At 72.1% G+C, this 25,396-nt stretch carries 24 protein-coding genes; 3 read left to right on the top strand and 21 right to left on the bottom strand.

What is annotated here, in order from left to right:
* Window positions 1-238 precede the first annotated feature (238 nt).
* Window positions 239-520 (top strand): hypothetical protein, encoded by a 282-nt coding sequence (locus ABZ215_RS33675; RefSeq protein ID WP_354954355.1) that lies wholly within the window; start codon window positions 239-241, stop codon window positions 518-520.
* Between the two features lie 22 nt (window positions 521-542).
* Here ABZ215_RS33675 and ABZ215_RS33670 read toward each other — a convergent pair whose 3' ends face one another.
* The 13 genes from ABZ215_RS33670 to ABZ215_RS33610 are packed head-to-tail and all read right to left on the bottom strand — an operon-like array spanning window position 543 to window position 14,659.
* Window positions 543-755 carry a LuxR C-terminal-related transcriptional regulator gene (locus ABZ215_RS33670; RefSeq protein ID WP_237339094.1) on the bottom strand — a complete coding sequence of 71 codons (213 nt, stop codon included), beginning with the start codon at window positions 753-755 and terminating at the stop codon, window positions 543-545.
* Window positions 752-1,348 carry a lactate utilization protein C gene (locus ABZ215_RS33665; RefSeq protein WP_354954353.1) on the bottom strand — a complete coding sequence of 199 codons (597 nt, stop codon included), beginning with the start codon at window positions 1,346-1,348 and terminating at the stop codon, window positions 752-754. Before ABZ215_RS33665 ends, ABZ215_RS33670 begins: the two co-directional genes overlap by 4 nt.
* Entirely contained in the window at window positions 1,345-2,805 is a 1,461-nt protein-coding gene (locus ABZ215_RS33660; protein WP_354954351.1) for a lactate utilization protein B, read from the bottom strand. The genes ABZ215_RS33665 and ABZ215_RS33660 overlap by 4 nt, the downstream gene beginning before the upstream one ends.
* Entirely contained in the window at window positions 2,802-3,536 is a 735-nt protein-coding gene (locus ABZ215_RS33655; protein ID WP_354954349.1) for a (Fe-S)-binding protein, read from the bottom strand. Before ABZ215_RS33655 ends, ABZ215_RS33660 begins: the two co-directional genes overlap by 4 nt.
* A complete protein-coding gene (locus tag ABZ215_RS33650) occupies window positions 3,533-5,002 on the bottom strand; it encodes an FGGY-family carbohydrate kinase (protein WP_354954361.1) in 1,470 nt (489 codons plus the stop codon). Before ABZ215_RS33650 ends, ABZ215_RS33655 begins: the two co-directional genes overlap by 4 nt.
* On the bottom strand, window positions 5,002-6,423 hold the full coding sequence (locus tag ABZ215_RS33645) for an L-fucose/L-arabinose isomerase family protein (protein ID WP_354954347.1): 1,422 nt from the start codon (window positions 6,421-6,423) through the stop codon (window positions 5,002-5,004). The genes ABZ215_RS33650 and ABZ215_RS33645 overlap by 1 nt, the downstream gene beginning before the upstream one ends.
* 20 nt (window positions 6,424-6,443) lie before the next feature.
* Window positions 6,444-8,480 carry a bifunctional aldolase/short-chain dehydrogenase gene (locus ABZ215_RS33640; protein ID WP_354954345.1) on the bottom strand — a complete coding sequence of 679 codons (2,037 nt, stop codon included), beginning with the start codon at window positions 8,478-8,480 and terminating at the stop codon, window positions 6,444-6,446.
* A gap of 6 nt (window positions 8,481-8,486) precedes the next feature.
* Window positions 8,487-9,662: an L-rhamnose isomerase gene (gene rhaI, locus ABZ215_RS33635; RefSeq protein WP_020418862.1), complete on the bottom strand. Its 1,176-nt coding sequence runs from the start codon at window positions 9,660-9,662 to the stop codon at window positions 8,487-8,489.
* Window positions 9,659-9,985 carry an L-rhamnose mutarotase gene (locus ABZ215_RS33630; RefSeq protein ID WP_027935997.1) on the bottom strand — a complete coding sequence of 109 codons (327 nt, stop codon included), beginning with the start codon at window positions 9,983-9,985 and terminating at the stop codon, window positions 9,659-9,661. The genes rhaI and ABZ215_RS33630 overlap by 4 nt, the downstream gene beginning before the upstream one ends.
* 57 nt (window positions 9,986-10,042) lie before the next feature.
* Window positions 10,043-11,110, bottom strand: a complete 1,068-nt coding sequence (rhaS, locus tag ABZ215_RS33625; protein WP_027931380.1) for a rhamnose ABC transporter substrate-binding protein — start codon at window positions 11,108-11,110, stop codon at window positions 10,043-10,045.
* 15 nt (window positions 11,111-11,125) lie between these two features.
* The gene (locus ABZ215_RS33620) at window positions 11,126-12,112 is read right to left on the bottom strand and encodes an ABC transporter permease (RefSeq protein WP_237339085.1); all 987 of its coding nucleotides are present in this window, start codon (window positions 12,110-12,112) and stop codon (window positions 11,126-11,128) included.
* On the bottom strand, window positions 12,105-13,100 hold the full coding sequence (locus ABZ215_RS33615) for an ABC transporter permease (protein WP_354954358.1): 996 nt from the start codon (window positions 13,098-13,100) through the stop codon (window positions 12,105-12,107). The genes ABZ215_RS33620 and ABZ215_RS33615 overlap by 8 nt, the downstream gene beginning before the upstream one ends.
* A 41-nt stretch (window positions 13,101-13,141) precedes the next feature.
* Window positions 13,142-14,659 carry a sugar ABC transporter ATP-binding protein gene (locus ABZ215_RS33610; protein ID WP_354954342.1) on the bottom strand — a complete coding sequence of 506 codons (1,518 nt, stop codon included), beginning with the start codon at window positions 14,657-14,659 and terminating at the stop codon, window positions 13,142-13,144.
* Window positions 14,660-14,820: 161 nt separating this feature from the next.
* Here ABZ215_RS33610 and ABZ215_RS33605 point away from each other — a divergent pair, with 161 nt between their 5' ends.
* Window positions 14,821-15,876 carry a LacI family DNA-binding transcriptional regulator gene (locus ABZ215_RS33605; RefSeq protein ID WP_354954340.1) on the top strand — a complete coding sequence of 352 codons (1,056 nt, stop codon included), beginning with the start codon at window positions 14,821-14,823 and terminating at the stop codon, window positions 15,874-15,876.
* A 270-nt stretch (window positions 15,877-16,146) separates the two neighbouring features.
* Here the strand turns inward: ABZ215_RS33605 and ABZ215_RS33600 are convergent, their stop codons facing one another.
* A complete protein-coding gene (locus tag ABZ215_RS33600) occupies window positions 16,147-17,025 on the bottom strand; it encodes a MurR/RpiR family transcriptional regulator (protein ID WP_354954338.1) in 879 nt (292 codons plus the stop codon).
* A gap of 38 nt (window positions 17,026-17,063) precedes the next feature.
* On the opposite strand from ABZ215_RS33600, the gene ABZ215_RS33595 reads away from it, so the two are divergent.
* A complete protein-coding gene (locus ABZ215_RS33595; protein ID WP_354954336.1) occupies window positions 17,064-17,795 on the top strand; it encodes an Asp/Glu racemase in 732 nt (243 codons plus the stop codon).
* Here the strand turns inward: ABZ215_RS33595 and ABZ215_RS33590 are convergent.
* Genes ABZ215_RS33590 through ABZ215_RS33560 form a run of 7 tightly spaced genes read right to left on the bottom strand, consistent with a single transcriptional unit; the run spans window position 17,792 to window position 24,882 of the window.
* Window positions 17,792-18,568: a class I SAM-dependent methyltransferase gene (locus tag ABZ215_RS33590; protein ID WP_354954334.1), complete on the bottom strand. Its 777-nt coding sequence runs from the start codon at window positions 18,566-18,568 to the stop codon at window positions 17,792-17,794. The genes ABZ215_RS33595 and ABZ215_RS33590 overlap by 4 nt on opposite strands.
* The gene (locus tag ABZ215_RS33585) at window positions 18,565-19,416 is read right to left on the bottom strand and encodes a sulfotransferase domain-containing protein (protein WP_354954332.1); all 852 of its coding nucleotides are present in this window, start codon (window positions 19,414-19,416) and stop codon (window positions 18,565-18,567) included. The genes ABZ215_RS33590 and ABZ215_RS33585 overlap by 4 nt, the downstream gene beginning before the upstream one ends.
* Window positions 19,413-20,675 carry an MFS transporter gene (locus ABZ215_RS33580; RefSeq protein WP_354954330.1) on the bottom strand — a complete coding sequence of 421 codons (1,263 nt, stop codon included), beginning with the start codon at window positions 20,673-20,675 and terminating at the stop codon, window positions 19,413-19,415. Before ABZ215_RS33580 ends, ABZ215_RS33585 begins: the two co-directional genes overlap by 4 nt.
* Window positions 20,672-21,379: a phosphocholine cytidylyltransferase family protein gene (locus ABZ215_RS33575; RefSeq protein ID WP_354954328.1), complete on the bottom strand. Its 708-nt coding sequence runs from the start codon at window positions 21,377-21,379 to the stop codon at window positions 20,672-20,674. Before ABZ215_RS33575 ends, ABZ215_RS33580 begins: the two co-directional genes overlap by 4 nt.
* On the bottom strand, window positions 21,315-22,007 hold the full coding sequence (locus ABZ215_RS33570) for a gamma-glutamyl-gamma-aminobutyrate hydrolase family protein (protein WP_084506111.1): 693 nt from the start codon (window positions 22,005-22,007) through the stop codon (window positions 21,315-21,317). The genes ABZ215_RS33575 and ABZ215_RS33570 overlap by 65 nt, the downstream gene beginning before the upstream one ends.
* Window positions 22,008-22,009: 2 nt before the next feature.
* Window positions 22,010-22,516, bottom strand: a complete 507-nt coding sequence (locus ABZ215_RS33565) for an adenylyl-sulfate kinase (RefSeq protein ID WP_354954326.1) — start codon at window positions 22,514-22,516, stop codon at window positions 22,010-22,012.
* Window positions 22,513-24,882, bottom strand: coding sequence for a PEP-utilizing enzyme (locus ABZ215_RS33560; protein ID WP_354954324.1), 2,370 nt, complete (start codon window positions 24,880-24,882; stop codon window positions 22,513-22,515). The genes ABZ215_RS33565 and ABZ215_RS33560 overlap by 4 nt, the downstream gene beginning before the upstream one ends.
* Between the last annotated feature and the right edge of the window lie 514 nt (window positions 24,883-25,396).

Genomic DNA, 25,396 nt, shown 5'->3' with positions numbered 1-25,396 from the left:
GCCGGTGGGGAGACGGCCGCTGATTCGACGGTGAATCGTTTCAAACCTGAGGGAACGTTACGGGGACTTCACGTCCGGAACAAGATCGGTGTCCGAATCCGGTCACCACGTCCCTCACGCGGGGGCCGTAGGAAACCCGTAGCCGCGCCCGGTACCGCCTGCTTGCGCACTTCTGTTCGTGCCAGGTTCACGACACACAGCTGCGCCACGATGGTTTTTCACCACTGGGAGGTTCATCATGCAACGAAGCTTGAGAAGGCTGGCCACGGTGTCGGCGCTGGCGGTCGCGGTGACGTTCACCGGCTGGACGGCCACCACCGCCTTGGCGGGCGCCAGTCCCGCCCCCACGGACACCGGGGCGGTGACGACCCAGGACGTCTGGGTCCCGTGGAAGGTCTACGCCACCTACGAAAAGTGCCGGCAGCAGGGCCGGGACATGATCGGCGTCGGCGCGGTCGTCGACTACCGGTGCAGCTACGACAGCCCCGGCTGGCTCCTCGAACTCCGGATGGTCAGCTAGCGGCGTGCCTCCGGCGGGGAACTCACAGCAGTCCCCGCCGGGCGGCCCACACCACGGCCTGGATGGGCGCGGCGAAGCCGAGGCGGTCGCAGATCGCCCGCAGCCGCCGCCGCACGGTCCGCTCCGACAGGTCCAGGCGGCGGGCGATGGCGTCCAGCGGGAGGCCGTCCGCGAGCAGTTCCAGCAGCTCCAGGTCCGCCCGCGGCAACGTGTCCGGCCGCTGCGCGGTCGTCACGGCGACACCAGCAGCACGTGCAGCGTCCGCGGCCCGTGCACGCCCTCGACCCGGTTCAGCTCGATGTCGCTCGTCGCGCTGGGGCCGCTGATCCACGTCTGCGGGCGGTCCGGGGACAGCGCCGCCACGGCCTGCGGCACGCCGGGCACGATCTGGTCCGTCCGCAGCACGCACACGTGCCGGTCCGGCACCAGGCTCACCGCCCGGCGCCCCTGCCCCGGCCCGTGGTCCAGCACGATCGTGCCCGTCGTCGCGATCGCCAGCGCCGCCAGCGTCACCACCGCGTCCAGCCGGTCCAGCTCCGCCGCGGACTGCCCGGTGTCCGGCACCGCGCCGGGCACCTGCCACGGGAAACCGTCCGGCACCAGCACCGAGCCCGCGCTGCCGAGCGCCGACGCCAGTGCCGCGGGCAGGGTGTCCTCCGTGCACCGCGTCAGCTCGGCCCGGTAGTCGACCAGCCGCTCGGCGAACAGCTCCACCACGTCACCGGCCGGAACCACCGAACGGTAGCCGCGCGGCACCGGCGCCTCCGACGGGTCCGCCGCGGCCAGCGCGGACCGCACCCGGCCGAGGATCTCCTCCCGCGCGCTCATCGCCGTCCCTCCCGCCGCCACCACGACCGGAACGACTCCACCGGCGGCGCCGGCACGTCCCGCGCGTTGCTCCACAACGAACCCGGCCACGGCAACCGGCCCAGGGCACGCCGTCCGCCGGGCATCACCTTGCGCCCGAACCGCCCCAGCAATCGCCCGGCGAGCCCCATTCCGCGCTCGGCCAGGCCAAGGCGCTTCGAGTCCGCCAGCACCCAGGACGCCGACTTCATCGCCACCGCCTCGGCCTTCGGCGAAGACCGGTGCGCGTCGACCACTTTGGACCGCAGGTGCACCAGCACCTCGGGGATGTCGATCCGCACCGGGCACGCCTCGAAGCACGCGCCGCACAGGCTGGACGCGTACGGCAGCGAGTCCACCTGGTCGTCCACGCCCGTGCCGCGCAGCAGCGGGTTCAGGATCGCCCCGATCGGCCCCGGGTACACCGAGCCGTACGCGTGCCCGCCGGTGCGCTCGTACACCGGGCACACGTTCAGGCAGGCCGAGCACCGGATGCAGCGCAGCGCCTGCCGCCCCACCTCGTCGGCCAGCGCGCGAGTGCGGCCGTTGTCCAGCAGCACCACGTGCGCCTCCTGGCCCTCGGTCGCGCCCGACCACGTCGAGGTGTAGGGGTTCATCCGCTCCCCCGTGCTGGAGCGCGGCAGCAGCTGCAGGAACACGTCCAGATCGGACCAGGTGGGCACGATCTTCTCGATCCCGACCACCGACACCAGCACCTCGGGCAGCGTCAGGCACATCCGCCCGTTGCCCTCGGACTCGACGACGACGAGCGTCCCGGTCTCGGCGACCGCGAAGTTCGCCCCGGACACGGCCATCCGGGCCCGCAGGAACTTCTCCCGCAGGTGCAGCCGCGCCGCGCCGGCCAGCTCCGCAGGCCGGTCCGACAGGTCGTCGGGCGCCGGGCGTCCCGCGGCGGCCATCTTGTCGCGGAAGATCTCGCGGATTTCCGCGCGGTTGCGGTGGATCGCGGGCACCAGGATGTGCGAGGGCAGGTCGTCGCCGAGCTGCACGATCAGCTCGGCCAGGTCGGTCTCCCACGCCGTGATGCCCTGTGCGGCCAGTGCTTCGTTGAGCCCGATCTCCTGCGTCGCCATCGACTTGACCTTGACGACCTCGTCGACGGCGTGCTGCTTCGCGATCCCCGCGACGATCTCGCACGCCTCGGCGGCGTCCCGCGCCCAGTGCACGGTCGCGCCCCGGTCGGTCAGGGACTTCTCCAGTCGCAGCAGGTGCTCGTCGAGGTGTCGCAGCGTGTTGTCCTTGATCGCCGCGCCGGCCAGGCGCAGCTCCTCCCACTCGTCCACCTCGCCGACGACCGCGGCGCGCTTGGCGCGGATCGTGCCGGTGGCGTGCGCGAGGTTGCGGCGCAGCTGCGTGTCCGACAACGCCTCCCGGGCCGCCGCCGGAAAGGCGGGCATCCCAACGAAAGTGGCGCTCATGCGTCCTCCGTCCCGGCGAGCACTTCGGCCAGATGCATCACGCGCACGCCGGTGCGTTGCCGCGACAGCAGCCCGCCGATGTGCAGCAGGCACGAGTTGTCCCCGGCCACCAGCACCTCGGCGCCGGTGTCCAGCACGTGCCGCGCCTTGTCCGCGCCCATCGCGGTCGAGGTCTCCGCGTTCTTCACCGCGAACGTGCCACCGAAACCGCAGCACTCGTCCGCGGCGGGCAGCTCCACCAGGTCCAGCCCGCGCACCTCGCGCAGCAGCCGCAGCGGCCGGTCGCCGACACCCAGCATCCGCAGAGAGTGGCAGGTCGGGTGGTAGGTGACGCGGTGCGGGAAGTACGCCCCCACGTCGGTCACGCCGAGCACGTCGACCAGGAACTCGGTCAGCTCGTACACCTTCGGCGAGGTCTCCGCGACCGCCTCCTGCAACCGGCCGTCCCCGCTGCGCCGCGCGACGATCGAGTGCTGGTGCCGCACCGATCCCGCGCACGAGCCGGACGGCGTCACGATCGCGTCGTACCCGGCGAACGCGTCGACGAAGTTGCGCACCACCGGCACGGCCTCGTCGAGGTAGCCGGTGTTGACCATCGGCTGGGCGCAGCACGTCTGGGCGACCGGGAAGTCCGCCTCCACGCCGAGCCGCCGCAGCAGCGTGAACACCGCCTTGCCGGTGCCCGGGAACATCGCGTCGTTGATGCAGGTGACCTGCACGGCGACCTTCATGCCACCACCTTCGGATCGATCCGCGCGGCCGCCAGCGCCCAGTCGGCCTCGCGGCCGGACGGTTCGTAGCGGCGCAGCTCGTGCGTGTCCCGGATCAGCGCCCGCATCGCGGCCAGGTCCGGCAGGTCCGCGCCCAGCGCGCGGGCCTGCACGAGCACGTTGCCCAGCGCCGCGGCCTCGACCGGCCCGGCCAGCACGGGCACGCCGCAGGCGTCCGCGGTGAGCTGGCACAACAGCTCGTTGCGGACTCCGCCACCGACCACGTGGACGACGTCGACCGGCCGTCCGGTCAGCTCCGATGCCTGGCGCACGGTCCGACGATAGGCCAGCGCGAGGCTGTCCAGCACACACCGGACGATCTCCCCCGGCGTCTCCGGGACCCGCTGCCCGGTCTCGGCGCAGGCCTGCCGGATCCGGGACGGCATGTCGCCCGGCGGCAGGAACACCGGCGCGTCGATGTCCACCACCGCGGACAACGCGGGCACCTCCGCGGCCTGCGCCAGCACCGACGGCAGCGCGACCGGCGTGCCCTGCGCCTCCCACGTGCGCAGCGACTCGGACAGCACCCACAGGCCCATCACGTTCCGCAGGAACCGGATCGTGCCGTCGACACCGCCTTCGTTCGTGAAGTTGGCCGCCAGCGCGGCGTCGCCCAGCTCCGGCTCGTCGAGCTCCAGTCCGACCAGCGACCAGGTGCCCGAGGAGATGTAGGCGAAGTTCGCGCCCGGCTCGGCGGGCACCCCCACCACGGCGGACGCGGTGTCGTGCGAGCCGACCGCGACCACCGGCAGCTCCGGCAGCGCCAGCTCGGCGGCCAGGTCCGGCAGCAGCGTGCCGACCACCGTGCCCGGGTCGCGCAACGGCGGCAGCAACCGCGGCGGGATGCCGACGCGGGTGGCCAGGTCCACTGCCCACTCCCGCGACCGCACGTCGTAGAGCTGCGTGGTGGAGGCGTTGGTGCGCTCGGCGCCGCGCACCCCGGTCAGCCAGTAGTTCAGCAGGTCCGGGATCAGCAGCATCGTTTCGGCCGCGCTCAGGTCACGCTCGGCCAGCAGCTGGTAGAGCGTGTTGAACGGCAGCTGCTGCAGGCCGGTGACGTCGAACAGCTCCCGCGCCGGCACGGACTCCAGGACCCGCTCGGCCACGCCCTCGGTGCGTGCGTCGCGGTAGTTGACCGGGTTGCCCAGCAGCGCCCCGGAGGCGTCGAGCAACCCGTAGTCCACGGCCCAGGAGTCTATGCCGAGACCGTCCAGCGCACCGGCCTTGTGCGCGGCCTGCACCCCGGTCAGCAGCTCGCGGTAGAGGCCGAGGATGTCCCAGTGCAGGGTCGATCCACCCGCGTGGGCGACCCGGACGCCGCCGTTGGGGAACCGGTGCACCTCCTGCACCGACAGCACGCCGGGCCCCACCGTCCCGGCCATGACGCGCCCACTGGACGCGCCCAGGTCGACGGCCGCCAGTCGCATCACACCCGCACCACGCGCAGTTCGAGACCGAGCAGGTCGGCCACCGCCTCCAGCTCCGCGACGCGGTGCCCGGTGCCCAGCGCCCAGTGGTGGTTGACCCCGGCGGCCGACCACGCGTCGGTCCACTCGCCGGGGTTGCCGCCGAAGTCGACGCGGGAGGTGGTGTTGCCGATCTCCAGCAGCGGGCCGGGCACGACCTCGCCCTCGGACGCGACGAGCGTGAACCGCCCGTCGCGTTCCTGACCGAGGCCGAGCAGCGTCACCGGACCGTGCTTGACGTCGAACTCGACGGACACGCCCCAGCCGCGCTTGCCGTGGTAGACGCCCAGGCCGCGCAGCAGCGGCCGCCGCGCGCTGATCGCCAGGTGCGCCGGGCCGTCGTGGCCCATCTCGACCACGTTGTCCCGGAAGTTGAGCGCCTGCAGCTCGGTGAACGAGCCGCCCGCGCCGAGCCGGTCCATCACCAGCATGGCCAGCGAGTTGCGCAGCTCGAACTCCCCCGCCGCCGGGATGCCGCGCGCGGTGAGCAGCGAGGCGCCGAGGATGAACCCGGCGCCGACCCGCTCGTGGGTCTCGCCGTCCAGGCCGCGGTGGTAGTAGGCCAGCGTGTCCAGGGAGAAGTCCTCGACCAGCCGGTCCAGCGCCACCGAGACGCGAGCGCCCCACGCGAAGTCCTCCTCGACGACCGAGTCGTCCAGGTCGAACACCTTCCGCGCGAGATCCATCCGCGCGGCGGTCTCGTCGTCGGTGACCTTCTCGACCCGCACCCGCAGGTCGTCGATCTCCAGGATCTCCACGTGCCCGCCGAGCTGCGCGGTCACCAGCGTCGGATCGGTCGAGACGTCCATCATGCCCGGGTAGAGGTGGCCGAGCAGGCCGTGCCGCCCGTGCCGGAACGCGGCGCGCACCCCGGCGGCCTTGATCCAGCGCTCGATGCGGGTCCAGGCCCGCTCGTCCTCCAGGTACCCGGACACCGACCGGAACTCGACGCCGACGCGGCGGAAGGCGTTGGCCATCTCCGGCAGCGGGCAGGCGCCGCAGTAGGCGAGCCAGGCGCCGGTGTCGAAGTTCGCGTGGTCCATCGCCTCGGTGGGCTGCAGGTTGAGCAGCAGCACCGGCGCTCCGCTGCGCTGCGCGACCGGCGCGAGCATGCTGGACGTGAGGTAGGTGGTGAGGAAGCCGATGATCAGGTCGCAGTCGGCGACCCGCAGCTTCTCCGCGGCGGCCGCGCCCTCCCGCTCGTCCGAGACGTACCCGGCGTCCACCACCTCGCAGTCCATTCCGGACAGTCGCTCGGCCACCCGCCGCGCGGAGGCCTGGAGTTGCGGCAGCAGCTCCGGGAACTGTGGCCAGTACGCCCCGAGCCCGCCTGCGACGAGGCCGACGCGGGTGCGCCTCGGGGTGATCCGCTCCAGGTCCATGGTGAAGGTCCCTTCCTGCTTCAGCGGAGGAAAGCGGCCGCGACACCCGCGTCCACGGGCACGTGCAGGCCGGTCGTGTGCGTCAGGTCGCCGCCGGTGAGCGCGAACACCGCTGCGGCGACGTGCTCGGGCAGCACCTCGCGCTTGAGGATGGTGCGCTGGGCGTAGAACTTGCCCAGGTCCTCCTCCGGCACGCCGTAGACCGCGGCGCGTTGCGCGCCCCAGCCACCGGCGAAGATGCCGGAACCGCGCACCACACCGTCCGGGTTGACGCCGTTGACCCGGATGCCGTGCTCGCCGAGTTCGGCGGCCAGCAGCCGGACCTGGTGCGCCTGGTCGGCCTTGGCCGCGCCGTAGGCGACGTTGTTGGGGCCGGCGAACACCGAGTTCTTCGACGAGATGTAGACGATGTCGCCGCCGAGGCCCTGCGCGATCATCGCCTTCGCCGCGGCCTGCGAGACCAGGAACGAGCCCTTGGCCATCACGTCGTGCTGCAGGTCCCAGTCCTTCTCGGTGGTCTCCAGCAGCGGCTTGGAGATCGACAGCCCGGCGTTGTTGACCACCAGGTCGATGCCGCCGAACGCCAGCACGGTCGCGTCCACCGCGGCGGCGACCGCATCGGCGTCGACGACGTTCGCGACCACCGAAACCGCCTTGTCCGTGTTCCCGATGGAGCGCGCGACCTCCTCGGCGGCGTCACCGTTCAGGTCCGCGATCGCCACGCACGCGCCCTCGGCGGCGAGCCGTTCGGCGATGGCGCGCCCGATGCCCGACCCGGCGCCGGTCACCAGGGCAACGCGCCCGGCCAGCGGCTTCGGCTTGGGCATGCGCTGGAGCTTGGCCTCCTCCAGCGCCCAGTACTCGATGCGGAACTTCTCGCTCTCCGGGATCGGCGCGTAGCGGGAGACCGCCTCGGCGCCGCGCATCACGTTGATCGCGTTGACGTAGAACTCGCCGGCCACGCGCGCGGTCTGCTTGTCCTTGCCGAAGGAGAACATGCCGACACCGGGCACCAGCACGATCGCCGGGTCCGCGCCGCGCATCGCCGGGCTGTCCGGGGTCGCGTGCCGCTCGTAGTAGGCGCGGTAGTCCGCGCGGTAGGCCTCGTGCAGTTCCGCCAGCCGCGCGACGACGTCCTCCAGCGGGGCGGTCGCGGGCAGGTCGACCACGAGCGGGCGGACCTTGGTGCGCAGGAAGTGGTCCGGGCACGAGGTGCCGAGCGCGGCGAGCGGCTGCAGCTTCTCCCGGGACAGGAACTCCAGCACCACGTCGCTGTCGTTGTAGTGGCCCACCTGGCGCTGGTCGGTCGAGGCCAGCCCGCGGATCACCGGCGCCAGCGCGGCGGCCCGCTTCCGCCGCTCCTCCTCCGGCAGCGGCTCGAACCCGGGCACGACCGCGCCGAAGGGCTCCGCGGAGCCCCGCTCGGCGAGGAACTTCTCCGCGGTCCGGATGATCTCCAGCGAGTTCCGCCGGCACTCCTCCGACGTCTCGCCCCACGCGGTGATGCCGTGCCCGCCCAGGATCACGCCGATCGCCTGTGGGTTGGCCTTCTTCACCGCAGCGATGTCCAGGCCCAGCTGGAACCCGGGGCGGCGCCAGTCCACCCACACCACGCGGTCGCCGAAGCACTCCTTGGTCAGCGCCGGTCCGTCGGCCGCGGTGGCCAGCGCGATGCCCGAGTCCGGGTGCAGGTGGTCGACGTGCGTGGCCTCGACCAGGCCGTGCATCGCGGTGTCGATCGACGGCGCGGCGCCGCCGCGGCCGTGCAGACAGTAGTCGAACGCGGCGACCATCTCGTCCTCGCGCTCGACACCCGGGTAGACGTCCACCAGCGCGCGCAGGCGGTCCAGCCGCAGCACGGCCAGCCCGGCCTCGGTCAGCGTGCCCAGGTCACCCCCGGATCCCTTGACCCACAGCAGTTCCGCCGGCTGCCCGGTGACCGGGTCGGTCTCGCTGCCCTTGGCCGAGGTGTTGCCCCCGGCGTAGTTGGTGTTGCGCGGGTCGGCGCCGAGGGCGTTGCTGCGCTGGATGAGTTCGGCGGCGGGATTGTTCGTCATGGTGGTTCAGGCTCCCCAACCGGCCTGCCGGCCGTCGGCTCGTTCGGCGACGATCTTTTCCTGGTAACCGCTGCGGTGGTAGGCGGCGATCGGGTCCGGGTCCAGCCCGGCCTCCTCGCGCAGCTCGGCCAGCAGCGGCCGCACGTCGGTGTTGTAGGCGTCCATCAGCACGGCGTTGGCGCCGAGCACGTCTCCGTTCTGCTGCGCGGCGAACAAGGCGTCCTTGTCGACCAGCAGGGCCTTCGCGGTGGCCTCCTGCACGTTGAGCACCGAGCGGATGATCGCCGGGATCTTCGCCTCGATGTTGTGGCACTGGTCGAGCATGAAGTTGATGCCGTAGGACGGGTCCAGCGCGTCGGCGCGCACGATCTCCCACATGATGCGGAACAGCTGGAACGGGTCGGCGGCGCCGGCCATCAGGTCGTCGTCGGCGTAGAAGCGCGAGTTGAAGTCGAACGCGCCGAGCTTGCCCTGGCGCAGCAGGAACGCGACGATGAACTCGATGTTGGTGCCCGGGGCGTGGTGGCCGGTGTCGATGCACACCGTCGCCTTCGGACCGAGCTCGACGCAGTGCGCGTACGAGGTGCCCCAGTCCGGCACGTCGGTGGCGTAGAAGGCGGGCTCGAACAGCTTGTACTCCAGCAGGATCCGCTGGTCGTCGCCGAGCCGGTCGTAGGCCTCGCGCAGCGCGGCGGCCAGCCGGTCCTGCCGGGTGCGCAGGTCGTCCTGGCCCGGGTAGTTGATGCCGTCGGAGAACCAGAACTTCAGGTCCTTGCTGCCCGTGGCGTCCATGATGTCGATCGCCTCGAGCAGCTGATCGGTGGCCTTGCGGCGGATCCGCGGGTCGGGGTTGGTGACCGAGCCCAGCTTGTAGTCCTCGTCCTGGAAGACGTTGGTGTTGATGGCGCCGATCTCGATGCCCAGGTCGTGCGCGTACTTGGTGAGGGCGCCGTAGTCGTCGACCCGGTCCCACGGGATGTGCAGCGCCACGCTCGGCGCGATGCCGGTCAGCTCGTGCACCTTCGCCGCGTCGGCGATCTTCTCCTCCGGCGTGCGGGGCACCCCGGGCTGCGGGAACACCTTGAAGCGGGTGCCGGAGTTGGCGTAGGCCCACGAAGGCGTCTCGATCCGCTGAGCGCGCAGGGCTGCTTTCACGGCGGTCAGGTCGGACAACAGGATCACTTTCCTTCCAGGTGGAAGACCTCGGTGAGCAACTGGAACCCCTCGTCGGGGCCGCGCCCGTCCAGGCCCGTGAAGAATTCGGCCATTTCGGCCTGCCAGCGGGCGTTGACCTCGGTGCGGGCCATGGCCGCCTGCGCGGCGTCGAGGTCGTCGGCCTCGACGTAGCCGATCAGCAGGCCGTCGTCCCGGAGGAACAGCGAGTAGTTGCGCCATCCGGTGTCGGTCAGCGCCTGCCGCATCTCCGGCCACACGGCGCGGTGCCGCTCGGCGTACTCGGCCATCCGGTCAGGCTTCACCTGCAGGCAGAAGCAGTATCGGGCCACGATCCGTCCTCGGTGGAGCCCCGGCCGGGCCGCCGGTGCGGCCCGGCCGGGAGACTGTCAGAAGTTGTACTGGTCGATGTTGCTCGCGTCGAACACCGTCGGCGGGCCGAGGACGATCTCGCCGTCCTTGCCGATCGTGTACTCGCCGAGCTTGCCCGCCTTGAACTTCTGGCCCTCGACGCCGGTGATCTGGCCGGAGGCCAGTGCGACACCCGCGTAGGCGGCCAGGTAGCCGATGTCGGCCGGGTTCCACAGGGCGAACTTGGTGACGGTGCCGTCCTTGATGTACTCGCGCATCTGGTTCGGCGTGCCGAGTCCGGTGACCGCGACCTTGCCCTTGTAGCTGGAGGAGCTGATGTAGCGGGCGGCCGCGGCGATGCCGACGGTGGTCGGCGCGACGATGGCCTTCAGGTTCGGGTAGGACTGCAGCAGGCCCTGGGCCTCCTGGAACGACTTCTGGTCGTCGTCGTTGCCGTAGGCGACCTTCACCAGCTTCAGGTTCGCGTACTCGGGCTTGGTGAGCTGCTGCTTGAACACCTCGATCCAGGCGTTCTGGTTGGTGGCGTTCGGGGTCGCCGACAGGATGGCGATCTCACCCGAGCCGCCCGCCAGCTCGCTGGCCATCTTCGCCAGCTGCTCGCCGATGCCCTCGGTGGTGGCCTGGTTGATGAACACGTCGCGGCAGTCCTTGGCCGCGTCGGAGTCGAAGGCCACGACCTTGATGCCGGAGCTGCGTGCCTGGTTCAGCGACGGGCACACCGCGTTCGGGTCGTTCGCCGCGATGCCGATGACGTCCTGCTGCTGCTGGATCAGCGTGTTGATGTAGCTGACCTGCGAGGAGGCACTCGCGTCGTTCGGGCCGACCAGCTTGTACTCGCCCTTGAGCTCGTCCAGCGCGGTCTTGCCGCCGCCCACCTCGATGTCCGAGTACGGGTTGTTGAGCTGCTTGGGCAGGAAGGCCATCTTGACGCCTTCCTTGGTGGCGGCGTTCGGGTCGGCCTGCGCGGTCGACTGGGCGCCACCACCGCCGGACGAGCTGCTGTCGTTCTTCGTGGTGCCACCGCACGCGGACACCGTCAGCACGAGCGCTGCCGACACCGCACCGGCGAGGAGTCGTCTCTTCATGGGCGTTTCGCCTTTCTATGTGGTCGCCCGGCGCCGCACGGCAGCCCGGAACCTGATCACGATGTTGGGCAGGAGCACCGAGATGATCAGCAGCACCCCGGTGACGATGTTGAGCGCCTCGTTCGACACGTCCTGCAGCCGCAGCGCGTTCTGCAGCGTGGCCAGCAGGACCACCCCGGCGAGCACACCCGGCAGGGTGCCCTTGCCGCCGAAGATGGAGACACCGCCGAGCAGGACCGCCGCCACGACGGCGAGTTCCATGCCGAGGCCGTTGTCGGCGCGGGCGCTGGAGTACCGCAGCGTCCACAGCACGCCGGCCAGGCCGGCGACGAGACCGCTGACGACGTAGAGCCAGAACTTCAGCCGCGCCACGCGGATGCCGGCGAAGCGCGCGGCCTGCTCGCTGGCGCCGGCGGCGTAGACCGAGCGGCCGACCGGCGTCGCGTGCAGCACCAGGCCGAACACCACGGCGAGCACCACCAGCGGGATCAGCACGTTCGGGATCGGGCCGTCGCCGATCGTGCCGGTCACCCACGAGGTGTAGGCACGCGGGAAGTCGGCCACCGCGCCGTCGCCGAGCACCACGAACGCCAGGCCGCGGTAGAGCGCGAGCGTGCCGATGGTGACCGCCAGTGACGGCAGTTTCAGCACGGTCACGAAGAACCCATTGAGCGCGCCCAGCACCGCGCCGAGCACCAGGCACAGCGGGATGATCGTCTCGATGGGCAGGCCGCGGTTCCACAGGTCGCCCATCACGGCCGAGGTGAGGCCGAGGGTGCTCGCCACGGACAGGTCGATCTCGCCGGTGACGATCACGAACGTCATCGGCAGCGCGATCAACGCGATGGGCAGCAGGTCCAGCAGCAGGAACGTGAAGTTGCGGCTGCTGCCGAAGTTCTCCACGACGCCGGAGGCGATGAGCAGCACCAGCACCGTGATCACGATGACGGCGGCGTCCCAGCTCGCCAGGCGGGACAGCCAGGCCGGCCGCTTGTCAGACATGGGAATCCCTCTTCTTCAGTGACTTGGCCACCCGCACCGCGACCAGGCGGTCGGCCCCGATCGCGAGCAGGATCAGCGCGCCGACGATGGCCTGCTGCCAGAACTGGTTGATGTCGAGGACCGCCAGGGAACTGCCGATGACCGTGAGCAGCAGGGCGCCCAGGCCCGCGCCCCACACGGTGCCGCTGCCGCCGAACACCGCGACCCCGCCGACCACCGCGGCGGCGACCACGTTCAGCTCGTAACCGTTGCCCGCGGCCGCGTCGATCGTGCCGAACCGCGCGGCGAACAGGACACCGGCGACCCCGGCCAGCGCGCCGCTCACCAGGAACGCGGCGATGGTGTTGCGGCCGACCTTGATGCCGGCCAGCTCGGCGGCCTGCGGGCTCGACCCCATCGCGTACAGCTCGCGGCCGGCGCGGTAGTTGCGCAGCACGACCCCGGCCACGACCAGCACGATCACCGCGATCAGCACCAGCCACGGGATGCCCAGGATCGAGGAGTTGCCGAACTTCAGGAAGTGCCCGGGCAGCTCGTCGGCGTTGATCTGCTCGCCGCCCGCCCAAAAGTAGGCCGTACCGCGGAAGGCGTAGAGCGTGCCGAGGGTGACCACCAGGGCGGGCACCTGGCCGAACCGGACCAGGAACCCGTTGACGACACCACACGCGGCGCCGACCGCGACGCCGACGAACAGCGCGACGATCACCGGCATGCCCTGGTTGGCCTGCAGCAGCGAGCCCACCGCGAACGCGGACAGGCCGAGCACCGAGCCGACCGACAGGTCGATGTTGCGGGTGATCATCACCGTCGCCTGGCCGACCGCGAGCACGGCCAGGATCGCGGTGCCGAGCAGGATGTCGCGGATGCTCTGCGCGGACAGGAACCGCGAGTTCTGCGTCGCCGTGAACGCGACCAGCGCGATCAACGCGAGGACGATGCCCGCCTCACGCGCCTTGAACAGGCCGCCGACCGAGAACTTCCGTGGCACCGACCGGCTCGTCGTCGTGGGAGCCACCACCTTCGTCGCGTTCACGCCGCCGCTCCCTGACCCATCGCTGCGAACATCACCGAGTCCTCACTCGCGTCCTCGCGGGAGATCTCCGCGACGATCCGTCCCTCGCGCATCACCAGCACGCGGTCGGCCATGCCGAGCACCTCGGGCAGCTCGGAGGACACCATGATCACGGCGACGCCCTCCGCGGCCAGCGACGACATCAGCCGGTGCACCTCGGCCTTCGTGCCGACGTCGATGCCCCGCGTCGGCTCGTCGACGATCAGCACGCTCGGCGCCATCGACAGCCACTTGGCCAGCACGACCTTCTGCTGGTTGCCGCCGGACAGCGTGCCGACGGCGTCGCTGAGCCGGCCGTACTTGGTCTGCAGGCGCTCGGTCCAGCGCAGGGCTTCCCGGCGCTCGCCGCCGCCGAAGAGGAAACCCAGCTTCGCCAGCGCGCCCGAGCGCGGCAGGGTCACGTTCCGCTCGATGGAGAGGTCCATGACCAGGCCCTGCTGGCGACGGTCCTCCGGCACCAGGGCCATGCCCGCGGCCATCGCGGCGCGCGGCGAGCCCGGCTTGAGCTTCTTCCCGCGCAGCTTCACGGTTCCCGCGTCGCGTTCGTCCACTCCGAACACCGCCTGGACCACTTCGGACCGTCCACTGCCGACCAGCCCGGCGAACGCGACGATCTCGCCCGCCCGGACCTCGAACGAGACGTCCCGGAAGACGCCCTCGCGGGACAGGCCCTCGACCTCGAGCACGACCTCCCCCGGGGTGACGTCCTGCTTGGGGAACAACGCGTCCAGCTCGCGGCCGACCATGCGGCGGACCATCTCGTCGACCGTCAGGTCGTCCATCGGGTCGGTGGAGACGTGCTTGCCGTCGCGCATGATCGTCACGCGCTGGCACAACTCGGTGATCTCCTCGAAGCGGTGCGAGATGAACATGATCGCCGCACCCTCGTCACGCAGGTTGCGCGCGACCGAGAACAGGCGCTCGACCTCGACCAGCGACAGCGCCGCGGTCGGCTCGTCCATGATCAGCACACGCGCGTCGGCGGACAGCGCCTTGGCGATCTCCACGATCTGCTGGTCGGCGATTGACAGACCGCGAGCCGGGCGGCCCGGGTCGATCCGCACGCCGAGGCGGGCGAACAGCTTCTCCGCCTCGGCCCGGATCGCGCCGCGGTCGATCATGCCCAGCCGCTTGCGCGGGTGGCGGCCCATCACGATGTTCTCCTCGACCGTGAGGTCGGGGAACAGCGTGGGTTCCTGGTAGATCACCGCGATCCCGGCGGCCTTGGCGTCGGCCGGGGAGGAGAACTCGACGGGCTGCCCGTCGACCAGCAGCGTTCCGGTGTCCGGGCGGTGGACCCCGGCGAGCATCTTGACGATGGTCGACTTGCCCGCGCCGTTCTCCCCCACCAGCGCGTGGGCCTCGCCGGAGTGGAGGGGGAACGACACCCCCTGCACGGCGGCCACCGCGCCGAACGACTTCGTGACGCCGCGGACCTCCAGCAAGGGCACGCTGCCCGGGTCCTGCCGCACCATCGCGACCTCCGAAATGAAAGGTTTCACAAACCTGGCGCGCTGACGCTACTATGCGCTGGATCACGAAGTCAACGACAAGTTTTTCGCCCAGTTCAGGCAGGTTTTCTCGGTCGCGATCCGATAACATCGGTGCTTGTTACACGTTTCAACGGGAGGGTCACGTGACACGCACGACCACGAGTGGGGCTGCTGTTCCGGAGCCCAGGGCGGCGGGGATCAAGGACGTCGCGGCGGCGGCGGGCGTGTCACTGGGGACCGTGTCGAACGTGCTCAACCGGCCGGATCGCGTCAGCCCGCGCACGCGCGCGAAGGTCGAGGCGGCGATGGCCGAGCTGAAGTTCGTGCGCAACGAGACGGCGCGGCAGCTGCGGGCGGGGCGCAGCCGGATCCTGGCGTACGTGATGCTCGACGGGAGCAACCCGTTCTTCACCGACGTGGCCGAGGGTGTGGAGGACGCGGCCGACGAAGCCGATCTGTCGTTGTTCCTGTGCAACAGCGCGAACCGCGCCGAGCGCGAGCGCGACTACCTGAGCCGGCTGGAGCAGCAGCGGGTGCAGGGCATCCTGATCACGCCAGTCGACCCGGACGCGCCGGTGCTCGCGGAGACGGCGGCGCACGGGATCCCGCTGGTGATCGTGGACCGGACCGGGCAGTCGGGCGACCACTGCTCGGTCGCCGTGGACGACGTGCTGGGCGGGCGGCTCGCGGTGCAGCACCTGCTGGAGCTGGGGCACCGGCGGGTGGCGTTCATCGGCGGCCCCGATTCGCTCGGCCAGGTGCGCGACCGGCGGGAGGGCGCGCTGCGGGCGATGAAGGAGGCCGGGCTGGGGCCGGAGGACCTGGTCGACCTGAGCACGTCCGCGTTGACGGTCGCGGAGGGCCGGACCGCCGGGCAGCGCTTGGCCGGGTTGCCGTCTTCGTTGCGGCCGACGGCTGCGTTCTGCGCCAATGATTTGCTGGCTCTGGGGTTGCTGCAGACGTGTGTCAGCCTGCGGCTGCGGGTGCCGGACGACCTGGCCATCGTGGGGTACGACGACATCGACTTCGCCGCGGCGGCGGCCGTGCCGCTGACTTCGGTGCGGCAGCCACGCAGGCAGCTAGGCCGGACGGCGGCGGAGCTGCTGCTGCAGGAGACGACCGACCCCGGCCACGAGCACCAGCAGGTGGTGTTCACCCCCGAACTGGTGGTACGAGCGTCGACGCGCCACGGCGCCTGATCCCGGGGCACCCCTCCCCCGCCCCTCGACGCGGTCCTCCACCCGCCACCGCACCTGATGCCCGGCGCGCTCCTCCCCCACCACCACGAGCCGGCCCCGGCTCAGAACCGGTGCTCGCTCAGCACATCCGCCACCAAAGCCTGCGCCGCAGCCGGCCGATCGGGCTCGGCGAGCAGCAGGCTCACGAACGAAGCGTCCAGCACCACCAGCTGGCGCCCACCCAGAGCTGGTGGTACGAGCGTCGACGCGCCACGGCGCCTGACGCCTGCCTCAGAACCGGTGCTCGCTCAGCACATCCGCCACCAAAGCCTGCGCCGCAGCCGACCGGTCGGGCTCAGCGAGCAACAGGCTCACGAACAACGCGTCCAGCACCACGAGATGCGCCAGCCTGCTCGTCATCGCCTCCACGCGGTACCTCGTCTCCAGCCCGCCCGCGACAAGGGCGGCGTCGGCGACCTCCGTCAGCGGCGTCGTCGCGAAGCTGGTCACCGCGACCACCGCCGCGCCGGACTCCTTCGCCCGCCGGGCCGCGCTCACCGTCTCCCGGGTCGCCCCGGTGTGGCTCACCGCCACCACCACGTCCCCCGGCCGCAGCAACCCCGCGCGCACGTGCTGGACGTGCACGTCGGCCGGAGCCTCGGCCGCGATGCCCAGCGTCAGCAGCCGGTAGGCGGCGTCCTGCGCGAGCGGCGCGCTCGTCCCGACCCCGAGCACCAGCACCCGCGGCGCCGCGGTCAGCAACCCGACCGCCCGCTCCAGCGCCGCCGCGTCCACGCTCGACCAAGCCCGCTGCAGCGCGTCGGCACTGCTCGCGGCCAGCTTCGCCAGCACCTCGGCAGGAGGATCGCCGCGGTCGATGTGCTCCGGCGAGGAGTCCCCGGCCAGCGGCGCGAGGTCCTGCGCGAGCGCGATCTTCGCGTCCTGGAACCCCTTGAACCCCAGGCTCTGGCACGCCCGCACCACGGTCCCGACCCCGGTGCCCGCGGCGGCGGCGATCTCGCTGACCGACATCCGCACCACGTCGGACCCGCGTTCCAGCAGCACCTGCGCGGCCCGCGCCTCGCTCGGCGGCAGGGACCGCAACGCGGCCCGCGCCCGCTCGGCCACCGATCCGGGCACCCGGGCCGCCTCGTCGATTCCGCCGGTCACGGGCGCAGGATACGGGACGGTTCGGGTACCCTGCGCGTATGAAACGCCACGTTCAGGGGCCGGAACCCCAGACGGGCGTCGGCATCGTCGCGCCCTACGACTTCGCCCGTGACCGCGAGCTGTGGCGGTGGGTGCCGCCGACCGTGACCCTGTTCATCGCCCGCACCGGCGGCTCGCCCGAGGGCGACAACCTCGACTCGGTGTCGGCGCTCAACCGGCCTGCCACCGTCCGCCGCCCCACCCGTGAGGTGTGCGCGGTCGGCGCCGAGGTCGTCATCTACGCCTGCACCGCGTGCAGTTTCGTCGGCGGCACGCTCGGCGAGGCCGCGCTGCGCCAGGCCATGCTGGACGCCGGCGCGCCCCGCGCGCTGACCACCTCGGGGGCGGCGGTGTCCGCGCTGCGCACCGTCAAGGCGCAGCGGGTCGCGGTCGTGCACCCCTACGAGCGCCCGGTGGGCAACCGCCTGCGCGACTTCCTTTGCACGGCCGGGTTCGACGTCGTCGCGTGCACGCCGCTGGGCATCCCGGTGCGCGAGGTGCTGAGCGCCGGCTACGCGGAGGTGGCGGAGCTCATCCGCGCCGGCGACCGCCCGGACGCGGACGCGATCTTCGTCAGCTGCACCGCACTGCCGACCTACGACCTCATCGCCCCCCTGGAAGCGGAGCTCGGCAAGCCGATTGTGACCGCCAACCAGGCGACGGTGTGGGCGGCGCTGCGTGCGCTGGACCTGAACGCGACCGGGCCGGACCAGACGCTGCTCAACCTCTAAGCCAGCCGCTGCACCGCCCACGCCCGGGTCAGGTACGTCGTCTCCACCACGTCGTGCTCGGCGAGCGCCTCGCGCGCGTGGTCGAGGAACTTCGCGAACGCCTCGGGGCCGAGCTGGGCCTGCACGTCGTTCGCCGAGCGCCACACGCCGAGGTAGTGCTCGACCGTCTGCCGCACCACGTGGCGGCCCTCCAGGTAGAGCGGCGGGCCGTAACCGGGCTCGGCCGCCAGCCGCGCGGTCAGCGTCGCGGTGATGCCGGACCGCCCCGAGGACACCCGTCGCAGGCCGGGCTTCAGCCGCCGGATCTCGCCTTCGATCCCGGCGAGCAGCGGGTTCGCCTCGACCTCGCGCGGGTTCCACAGCGCGGCGAACCACCCGCCTGGCCGCAGCACGCGCCGGAACTCCCGCAGCCCGGCGTCGAAGTCGACCCAGTGGAACGACGACGCCATGGTCAGCAGGTCGGCCGACGCGTCGTCCAGCCCGGTGTGTTCCCCGCTGCCCGCGCGCCAGGTGATCCGCAGTCCGTGGCTGTCCTCGACGCCCTGCTCCCGCATCGCTTCGTTGGGTTCGACGGCGGTCAGCGACGCGGGCAGCCGCGCGGCCAGCATCCGGCTCCAGATGCCGGTGCCCGCGCCGACGTCGGCCACGTCGAGGCTGCACACCGGGCGTGCGCACAGGCCGAGGATCGCGTCCCGCACCGCGGGCGAGTAGCCCTCGCGGTAGCGCGAATAGCTCGCCGCGAGCGTGGTGAAGTCACCCTGCGCCAGGGTCATGATCGTGCCCTTTCTCCGAGGTGGTAACCGAACCGGCGGGCGAGCGCGGCGACGTGCGCCCGTCCGAAGAGGTCCGCGGTGGACGGGCTCATCCACGTCCGCCATTCCTCCGGCTGTCCCCGCCGGAGGATGCCGGGACCGTCGCCGCCCTGGTCGCGTTCCCGGCGGCGCACCGTCTGGAAGTCGCTGCGCAGCACCGCCGCGGCGATCTCCCGGTCCGGAATGGACAGTCCGAACGCGCGCAACCCGGCGCGCAACGTGGGCAGCGGATCGCGTTTGAGGTCTTCGAACGTGGTGATCGCCGACCGGGGCAGGCGGCCGGCGTCGCAGACCCAGCGGCGGTAGAAGTCCGCCCAGTCGTCGAGCCGGTCGAGACCGGTCGGGCCGGGGCGGCACAGCCAGTCCTCGAACGAGGTGGCCAGCCGGTCGAGCGGGTCCCGCACGAACTCGGTCCGGAAGCGGTACCACGAGTACAGCGCGTCGCGGGGATCGCGCACCAGGATCCACACGCCGAGCAGCGGGCGGCCGGTGAAGAACCGCGGCGTGAGGTGGGTCTTGACGAACCGGGGCCAGGGCTCCCGCGGCTTGTCCGGGGTCGCCAGGCGCTCGCGGTAGTCGTCGTAGGCGGGGACGGGTTCGCTGTCGCCGTCCTCCCGCAGGGCCTCGGTGTAGGCGTCGGCGTAGTTGAGGCCCAGTTCGGCGAGGATGCCGCCCAGGTAGGACTGCCCGGAGCTGCCGATGCTGGCGACGAGCACGTCCCGCGGGCCGAGCCGGGCGATGTTGTCCTGGTACAGCGCGTTGTAGCGGTCCTGCAGGCCGTGCAGCAGGTAGAACACCTTGTCCGTCATGTCGCCCGCCGCCCCAGCGCGCACCCGGCGAGCCCGCCGAGCACCGCGACCGCGGCGGCGAGCAGGAAGGCGAACGCGTGGCCGCGCTCCAGCGCGGTCGCGAGCACCGCGACGACCAGCGCGCCGCACAGGTACTTCGCCGTCTCGTAGCAGCCGTAGGCGCTGCCGCGGTCCGCGGGCTCGGCGTGCCGCCCGGCGGCGCCGTTGAGCGTGACCGCGGAGACGGCCGCGCCGAGGCCGACGAGGACCAGCCCGGGCAGGCCGTGCTCCAGCGCGAGCAGGACGAGCCCGGCAGCGCAGAACGTCTGCGCACCACCGAAGACCGTCGTCCACACGCGACGGTCGAGCAGCCGCGCGGCCAGTGGCGCGCCGACCAGGACGGCGATGCCGAGCGGGGTGAAGGTGAGCCCGGCCTGCAACGGGGTGAGGTCCTGCTGCAGGAACAGGAGCCCGACGAAGACCGTGCCGTCGTAGGCGAAGACGAACCCGGGCAGCCCGGCCACCGCGGCACGCAGCGACCGGTCCCGCACGACCTCGCGCGGCAGGAGCCGCACGACCGGCACGACGAGCACGAGCCCGACGGCGGCGACGGCGAGGTCGTGGTTGGTGATCGCGTACACCAGCAACGCGGCCGCGGTGACGGCCAGGGCAGCGCCGAGCAGCCCGGGCCGGGGCGCGCCGCGGCGGCGGTCCTCGTCGAGGACCCGCGCGGCGGTGATCGCCGCGGCCGCGACGACCGGCGCGGTCAGCAGGAACAGGAAGCGCCAGCCGAGGCCCTGCGTGATGAGCCCGCCGGTGATCGCGCCGCCCGCCGCGCCGAGCCCGCCCGCGACGGCGACCGCGGCGAACACCCGGTCGCGCACCCCTTCCGGGCGCAGGGCGCTGATGGTGGCGAACGCGTTGGGCACGGCGAAGGCCGCGCCGAACCCCTGCACGGCCCGCGCCGCGAACAGCACCCACGCGTCCCAGGCGACGCCGGCGAGCAGCAGGCCGGCGACGAACACGGCCAGCCCGGCGACCAGCATCCGGCGCCGCCCGAACGCGTCCCCGCAGCGGCCGCCGGTGAGCAGGGTCCCGCCGAGCGCGACGGCGTAGGCAGTCAGCACCCACTGCCCGTCGACCGGCCGGAGCCCGAAGTCGGGCTGGATCGCGGGCAGCGCCACGGCGACGACGAGCCCGTCGAACACCGCGACGAAGTTGGTCAGCGACAACACGATCGCCACCACGAACGTCCGGCCGGGCGCGTGCACGAGCGTCACGACGCCACCTCCGCGCCGGACAGCACCTCGTCCAGCTCCCGCAGCACCGGCTCCCCCACCACGCAGTCCCGCGCGGAGTCGAACTCGTGCCACGGCCCCGGCACCGGGACGGCCCGCACGGCGAACTCCCGCGCGATCAGCCGCCGCAGCAGACCGGTCGTGTCGCGACGGGTGTCCGAACGCGACAGCTCCGCGGCCAGCTCGGCCCACCCCGCCGGCTCCAGCTTGAGCAGCCCCAGGTACTGGCCGGTCACCTCCTCCACAGTGGACGGTGTGCCGCCGATGTCGGTCAGCCTGCCGCCGGTCACCGCGAACGTCTCCGCGTCGATCAGGGGGTCGCCGAAGCGGCGGGACCACTGCGTGAGCCAGTCCGGGTCGTACCCGACCACCAGCGGTCCTGGCGCCGACGCCACCGCGGTCACCGCGGCCGGGGTGAACACGATGTCGCCGTAGGTCACGACGACCGGGCCGGCTTCGAGCCACTCGCGGGCGCAGGCGAGCGAGTCCACCATGGACGACTCCGCCCACGTCGCGTTGTGGAAGCGGGTCAGCGGCACCCGCTCGAACTGCCACGAGCACCACCCGGTCACCACCGCGACGTCCCGCACCCCGGCCTGCGCCAGCGCGGAGACCTGCCGGTCAAGCAGCGTGCGGCCCGCCAGTTCGACGAGGCACTTCGGCCGGTCGCCGGTCGCCGCGCCCATCCGGGATCCGCGTCCCGCGGCCAGGATCACCGCCCGCATTCCGACCTCCGAACACCTCGCTGAACAGTTCGACGTCCTCGTCGTGCACCGGGTCCGCGCGCTCGGGGTGCCACATGATCCCGGCCAGCGGCAGCGAGCGGTGCCGCACCGCCTCCACCACCGGCCCACACCGCGCGGTCACCTCGAACTCGGGCGGCGCCTGCAGCACCGCCCAGTCGTGGTAGCTGTTGACGGTCCGCTCGCCGCGCGGCCCGGTCACCCGGTGTTCGACCGCCACGTGCCCGCGCACCCGCCGCAGCCGGGCGCCGAACGCGTCGAGCACCAGCTGCATCCCGCGGCACACCCCGATCACCGGCAGGCCGCGTTCCAGGGCGCGGCGCAGCAGGTAGCGTTCGAGGGCGTCCCGCTCGGGGGCCGAGCCCAGGTCGTTGCCGCCGGTCAGCACCAGTCCGCGGCACCCGGTCCGCCACAGCAACTTGGCCGCGGCGGCCGGGTCGAGCGGCATCGGCACGCCGTCGAACCCGCATTCGGCGAGGAACGACCACCACCGCACGTCGAGGGCGAGCCGTACCTCGCCGTGTTCGTTGGCGGGCAGCAGCCGCTGGGTCACCGCGAGCAGTCCGGACATCGTCACCACAACCCCGTCCGGGCGCAATAGGTGTAGATCTGCTCGGCGGCGGCGCGCGACGAGGTGGACCCGTAGTTGGTGATCCGCAGGTCGGGGGCCACGGGGAACTCGGCGGCCTGCCCCGCGCCGACCACCTCGGCGCCGTCCGCGTAGATCCCCTTCGGATCGCGGCGGCGGAGCTCCTCCAGCGGCACGTCCAGGAACACCTCCGCGTACCGGGCAAGGTGACGCCGGTTCCACTGGTGCACCTCGTGCCGCAGCGAGATCGTCGCGCACACCACGATGTGCCCCTGTTCGGCCAGCAGCCGGCACAGCCGCCCGTAGGTGACCGCCAGCTGCCTGCGTGCTTCCGTGCCGAAGGACCGGGCGTCCAGCGCGGCGCGGACCGCGTCGCCGTCGAGCAGCACCGGCTGCACCCCCGCGCGCCGGAGCCGCTCGACCAGCTGCACCGCCACCGCCGACTTGCCAGCGCCGGACAGGCCGGTGATCCACACGACCCCGCCCGTCACGACGCCCGCGCTTCCGGCTCGGGCCGTCCCGCGACGGGGACCGGGCGCACCAGCTTCGCGGCCGCGTCGACTTCCAGCGCCCCGGCGCGCAGCCAGTCGCGGAACTGCGTCTCGCCGACGCCGATCGCGGCCGGGATGCCGAGTTCGAGCGCGCGGATCGCCATGTGCGAGTTGGCCCCGCCGAACGCGGTGACCAGCCCGGCGATGCCCTTGGTGAAGATCCAGTCGTAGCCGGGGTCGGCCGCCATGATCATCGCGATCGCCCCGCTGGGGTCGTCCCCGGCGCCCACGTCGGCGACCCGCGCCGCGACTCGGGACTGGGTCACGAAGTTCGCTTCGCCGGGCAGCGCGACGAACGACGCCAGCTCGGCCGCGCCGGTGATCACCGCGGGCGCGCACAGCGATTCGGTCAGCGCGTGCCGGGAGCTGCCGCGTTCGATGGCCTCGTGCAGGACGGCCGAGTCGGTCCGCGCCGAGCCGGTGAGCTGGGACAGTGCGTCGACGGTGGCGTAGGACAGGTCGTCGGGGGTGAACCCGAGCCGCTCGCCCGCGCGGCGCGCCTCGACCAGGATTTCGCTGAGGACGCGGGAGAACTGGAGTTTGCCGTACTCGCGGGCGGACACCGCGGCGGTGACGAAGCGGAACAGGTCGCGCTCGGTGCCGGGCATGCGGTGGGCGGCCAGCAGTTCGCGCACGTCCCGCGCCTGCGCCGCGGTGGGGTGGAAGACCGGCGGGCGCGGCGGGGCGTCGCGGACCGACCAGTCGAAGTAGCGGTCGGGCTCTTCGTCGTAGCGGGCGGAGAGGATGTCGTAGGTGCCGGGGCGGAGGTGGCCGTAGCGGTCGAGGAAGGTGCGGCGGTCGACGGTGCAGAAGTCGCGCTGCATCTCGGCGCTGACCGTGGTGGCGCTGCCGAGCAGGGCGTCGGCGTCCGCCGGGGACAGCGCGCCCGCGTCGACCAGGCTACGCACCAGCGCTGTCGCGGCGAACGCGGCGCGGGCAGCGCCGGCGAAGGGCAGGGTGCCCTGGGCGCGGCAGAGGCGGACGAGCTCGCCGATGCGGTCCGGCGACCAGCGGGGCGGGCGCCGCACCTGCCACCGGGACAGCTGGTCCAGTTCCGCCAGGTCGCGAGTGAACGGGCCGGATGGGCTCATCATGCGCACGGTCAGCACGCGCAGGGCCCGCACCAGCGCGGCGGCCTCGGCGTGGTCGAGCACGTTCGCCTCGCACAGCCGGGCCGCGTCGCCGGGGGTGCCGAAGTGGAACGACGACAGGGCGATCTCGAACTCGACCTTGTCGTGCAGCCGCGGGTTCGCCCGCAGCCGCGTCAGGTAGTGGCGGACCAGCCGGGTGGCGGTGCGGTCGTCGAGCGCGGCGGGCACGAGTGAGCTGAAGCTGGCGCGGGTGTCGATGTACGCGAGCCCGCCGAGGTCGACCAGCAGCGGGGTGCCGCGCAGGTCGCGGTAGCCGTAGCGGAACCGGGAGTCGGCCCAGATGCGGTCGGTGATGAGGCGGCGGTAGAGCGACAGCGCGAGCGGGCGGGGCCGGACGCCGATCATCTCGGCGGGGTTCCAGTCGGGCATGACGCCGAGGACGGTGTCGCGGCTCAGCGCGGGCGGGCCGGCGCTCTGCAGGGTCGCGACCTGGGCCTGGCAGGCTGCGACGGCGGCCCGGTGCCGTCGCCGGGACAGCGGCAGCCGGGCGGTCGCCAGTGGCCGGACCTGGAACAACACGAGCCGCCCGTCCCCGGCGACGCCGAACTCGAACTCGAACGGCTCGTCCCCGCTGAGCTGTTCGAGCTCGGCGATCAACGCGGGCAGCCCGGCGAGCAGCGGGGTCGGGGGCAGCGGGTCGGGGCCGGGCAGGAAGTACCAGGTGCGCACCCCGGCCCGGCCGGAGGTGACCTCGGCGGTGTCGGCGCTCTCGGTCCAGTTCACCACGCGGTAGGGCGCGCCACCGCTGGGTTCGCACGAGGCGACGACGCCGCTGGCCACCGGATCGCGCAGCTGCGGCTGGACCAGCACCTGGTTGTCCGGGTGGTCGTCGAAGGACCGGACCACGATGTCGATCGCACGCCTGAGCTCCTGCCAGCCGTGCACATCGGACAGTGACAGGTAGCGCCCCGCGTTGGAAAGGCCGGCCTGGTCCTCATCCCGGCTGCTGCTGCGCACGATCAGCGGCGCACTCGACCAGCTGTGCCCGCGCACCCGGTCCAGCACGCCCAGCGGATCAGCCCGCCACCGGTCGACGGTGAAGGACTCCATCGGCAGCACAACGGCCGACCGGACCAACGGTGCGAGCCTGGCGAGCGTTTCGGCCTTGGTGCCGAACGCGAAGGGCTCCGTCGCCGCGGAAACAGGCGCGTGCATGGGCCGCTCCCTCACGGTTCGATGACAACGCCGCGACACCGACCTCGCCGCGACGTACCCGCCAAGGTAACGCCGGAAGAAGCCGAACCATCGGGGGCGATCTTTGCCAGGGAGCGCAAAGCGCACGCACTTGATCTTTGAACCCAAAGTAGCTGGGTGGTCATCCCGTCGCCTGACACGTGACGATCACCTTGAGCCAGGGCCGCAACCTGCGTGCTTTCCGGCGGCCGAACATGCCAACCTTGCGGCCCTGGCTCAAGGTGATATGCACAAACCGGAAGGCGACGGGATGACCACCCAGCCACCCACCTGAGGTGAGGTGGAGTGCTTTTCTGTCATCCCGGAGCCTGCCCGTCCGGCGAGGACTCTTTTGATCTTTTTCCTGCGCTTCGCGCAGGGGCGCCTCACGGCGCTCGAAAGGTCACCTTCCGACCACCCCCGCCCCCTCTCCTTGAGTGTGTTTCAGTCGCCGAGCAGCGGCGTCAAGGCGGGAAAGAGTACCTTGACCCCGCTG

This window comes from Amycolatopsis sp. NPDC006131 (assembly GCF_040614175.1).
Taxonomy (GTDB): domain Bacteria; phylum Actinomycetota; class Actinomycetes; order Mycobacteriales; family Pseudonocardiaceae; genus Amycolatopsis_E; species Amycolatopsis_E tucumanensis.
This window is presented reverse-complemented; position numbering and strand designations above follow the sequence as displayed.

Bases quoted from the DNA above. Each gene is read 5' to 3' on its own strand.
- ABZ215_RS33610 (WP_354954342.1), bottom strand. From the start codon at position 14,659: ATGGTGCGGCAGGACCCGGGCAGCGTGCCCTTGCTGGAGGTCCGCGGC.
- ABZ215_RS33640 (WP_354954345.1), bottom strand. From the start codon at position 8,480: ATGACGAACAATCCCGCCGCCGAACTCATCCAGCGCAGCAACGCCCTC.
- ABZ215_RS33570 (WP_084506111.1), bottom strand. From the start codon at position 22,007: ATGTCCGGACTGCTCGCGGTGACCCAGCGGCTGCTGCCCGCCAACGAA.
- ABZ215_RS33590 (WP_354954334.1), bottom strand. From the start codon at position 18,568: ATGACCCTGGCGCAGGGTGACTTCACCACGCTCGCGGCGAGCTATTCG.
- ABZ215_RS33655 (WP_354954349.1), bottom strand. From the start codon at position 3,536: ATGAAGGTCGCCGTGCAGGTCACCTGCATCAACGACGCGATGTTCCCG.
- ABZ215_RS33645 (WP_354954347.1), bottom strand. From the start codon at position 6,423: ATGGACCTGGAGCGGATCACCCCGAGGCGCACCCGCGTCGGCCTCGTC.
- ABZ215_RS33560 (WP_354954324.1), bottom strand. From the start codon at position 24,882: ATGCACGCGCCTGTTTCCGCGGCGACGGAGCCCTTCGCGTTCGGCACC.
- ABZ215_RS33660 (WP_354954351.1), bottom strand. From the start codon at position 2,805: ATGAGCGCCACTTTCGTTGGGATGCCCGCCTTTCCGGCGGCGGCCCGG.
- ABZ215_RS33575 (WP_354954328.1), bottom strand. From the start codon at position 21,379: ATGGGCGCGGCGACCGGCGACCGGCCGAAGTGCCTCGTCGAACTGGCG.
- ABZ215_RS33620 (WP_237339085.1), bottom strand. From the start codon at position 12,112: ATGTCTGACAAGCGGCCGGCCTGGCTGTCCCGCCTGGCGAGCTGGGAC.
- ABZ215_RS33675 (WP_354954355.1), top strand. From the start codon at position 239: ATGCAACGAAGCTTGAGAAGGCTGGCCACGGTGTCGGCGCTGGCGGTC.
- ABZ215_RS33650 (WP_354954361.1), bottom strand. From the start codon at position 5,002: ATGCGACTGGCGGCCGTCGACCTGGGCGCGTCCAGTGGGCGCGTCATG.
- rhaS (WP_027931380.1), bottom strand. From the start codon at position 11,110: ATGAAGAGACGACTCCTCGCCGGTGCGGTGTCGGCAGCGCTCGTGCTG.
- ABZ215_RS33595 (WP_354954336.1), top strand. From the start codon at position 17,064: ATGAAACGCCACGTTCAGGGGCCGGAACCCCAGACGGGCGTCGGCATC.
- ABZ215_RS33585 (WP_354954332.1), bottom strand. From the start codon at position 19,416: ATGACGGACAAGGTGTTCTACCTGCTGCACGGCCTGCAGGACCGCTAC.
- ABZ215_RS33665 (WP_354954353.1), bottom strand. From the start codon at position 1,348: ATGAGCGCGCGGGAGGAGATCCTCGGCCGGGTGCGGTCCGCGCTGGCC.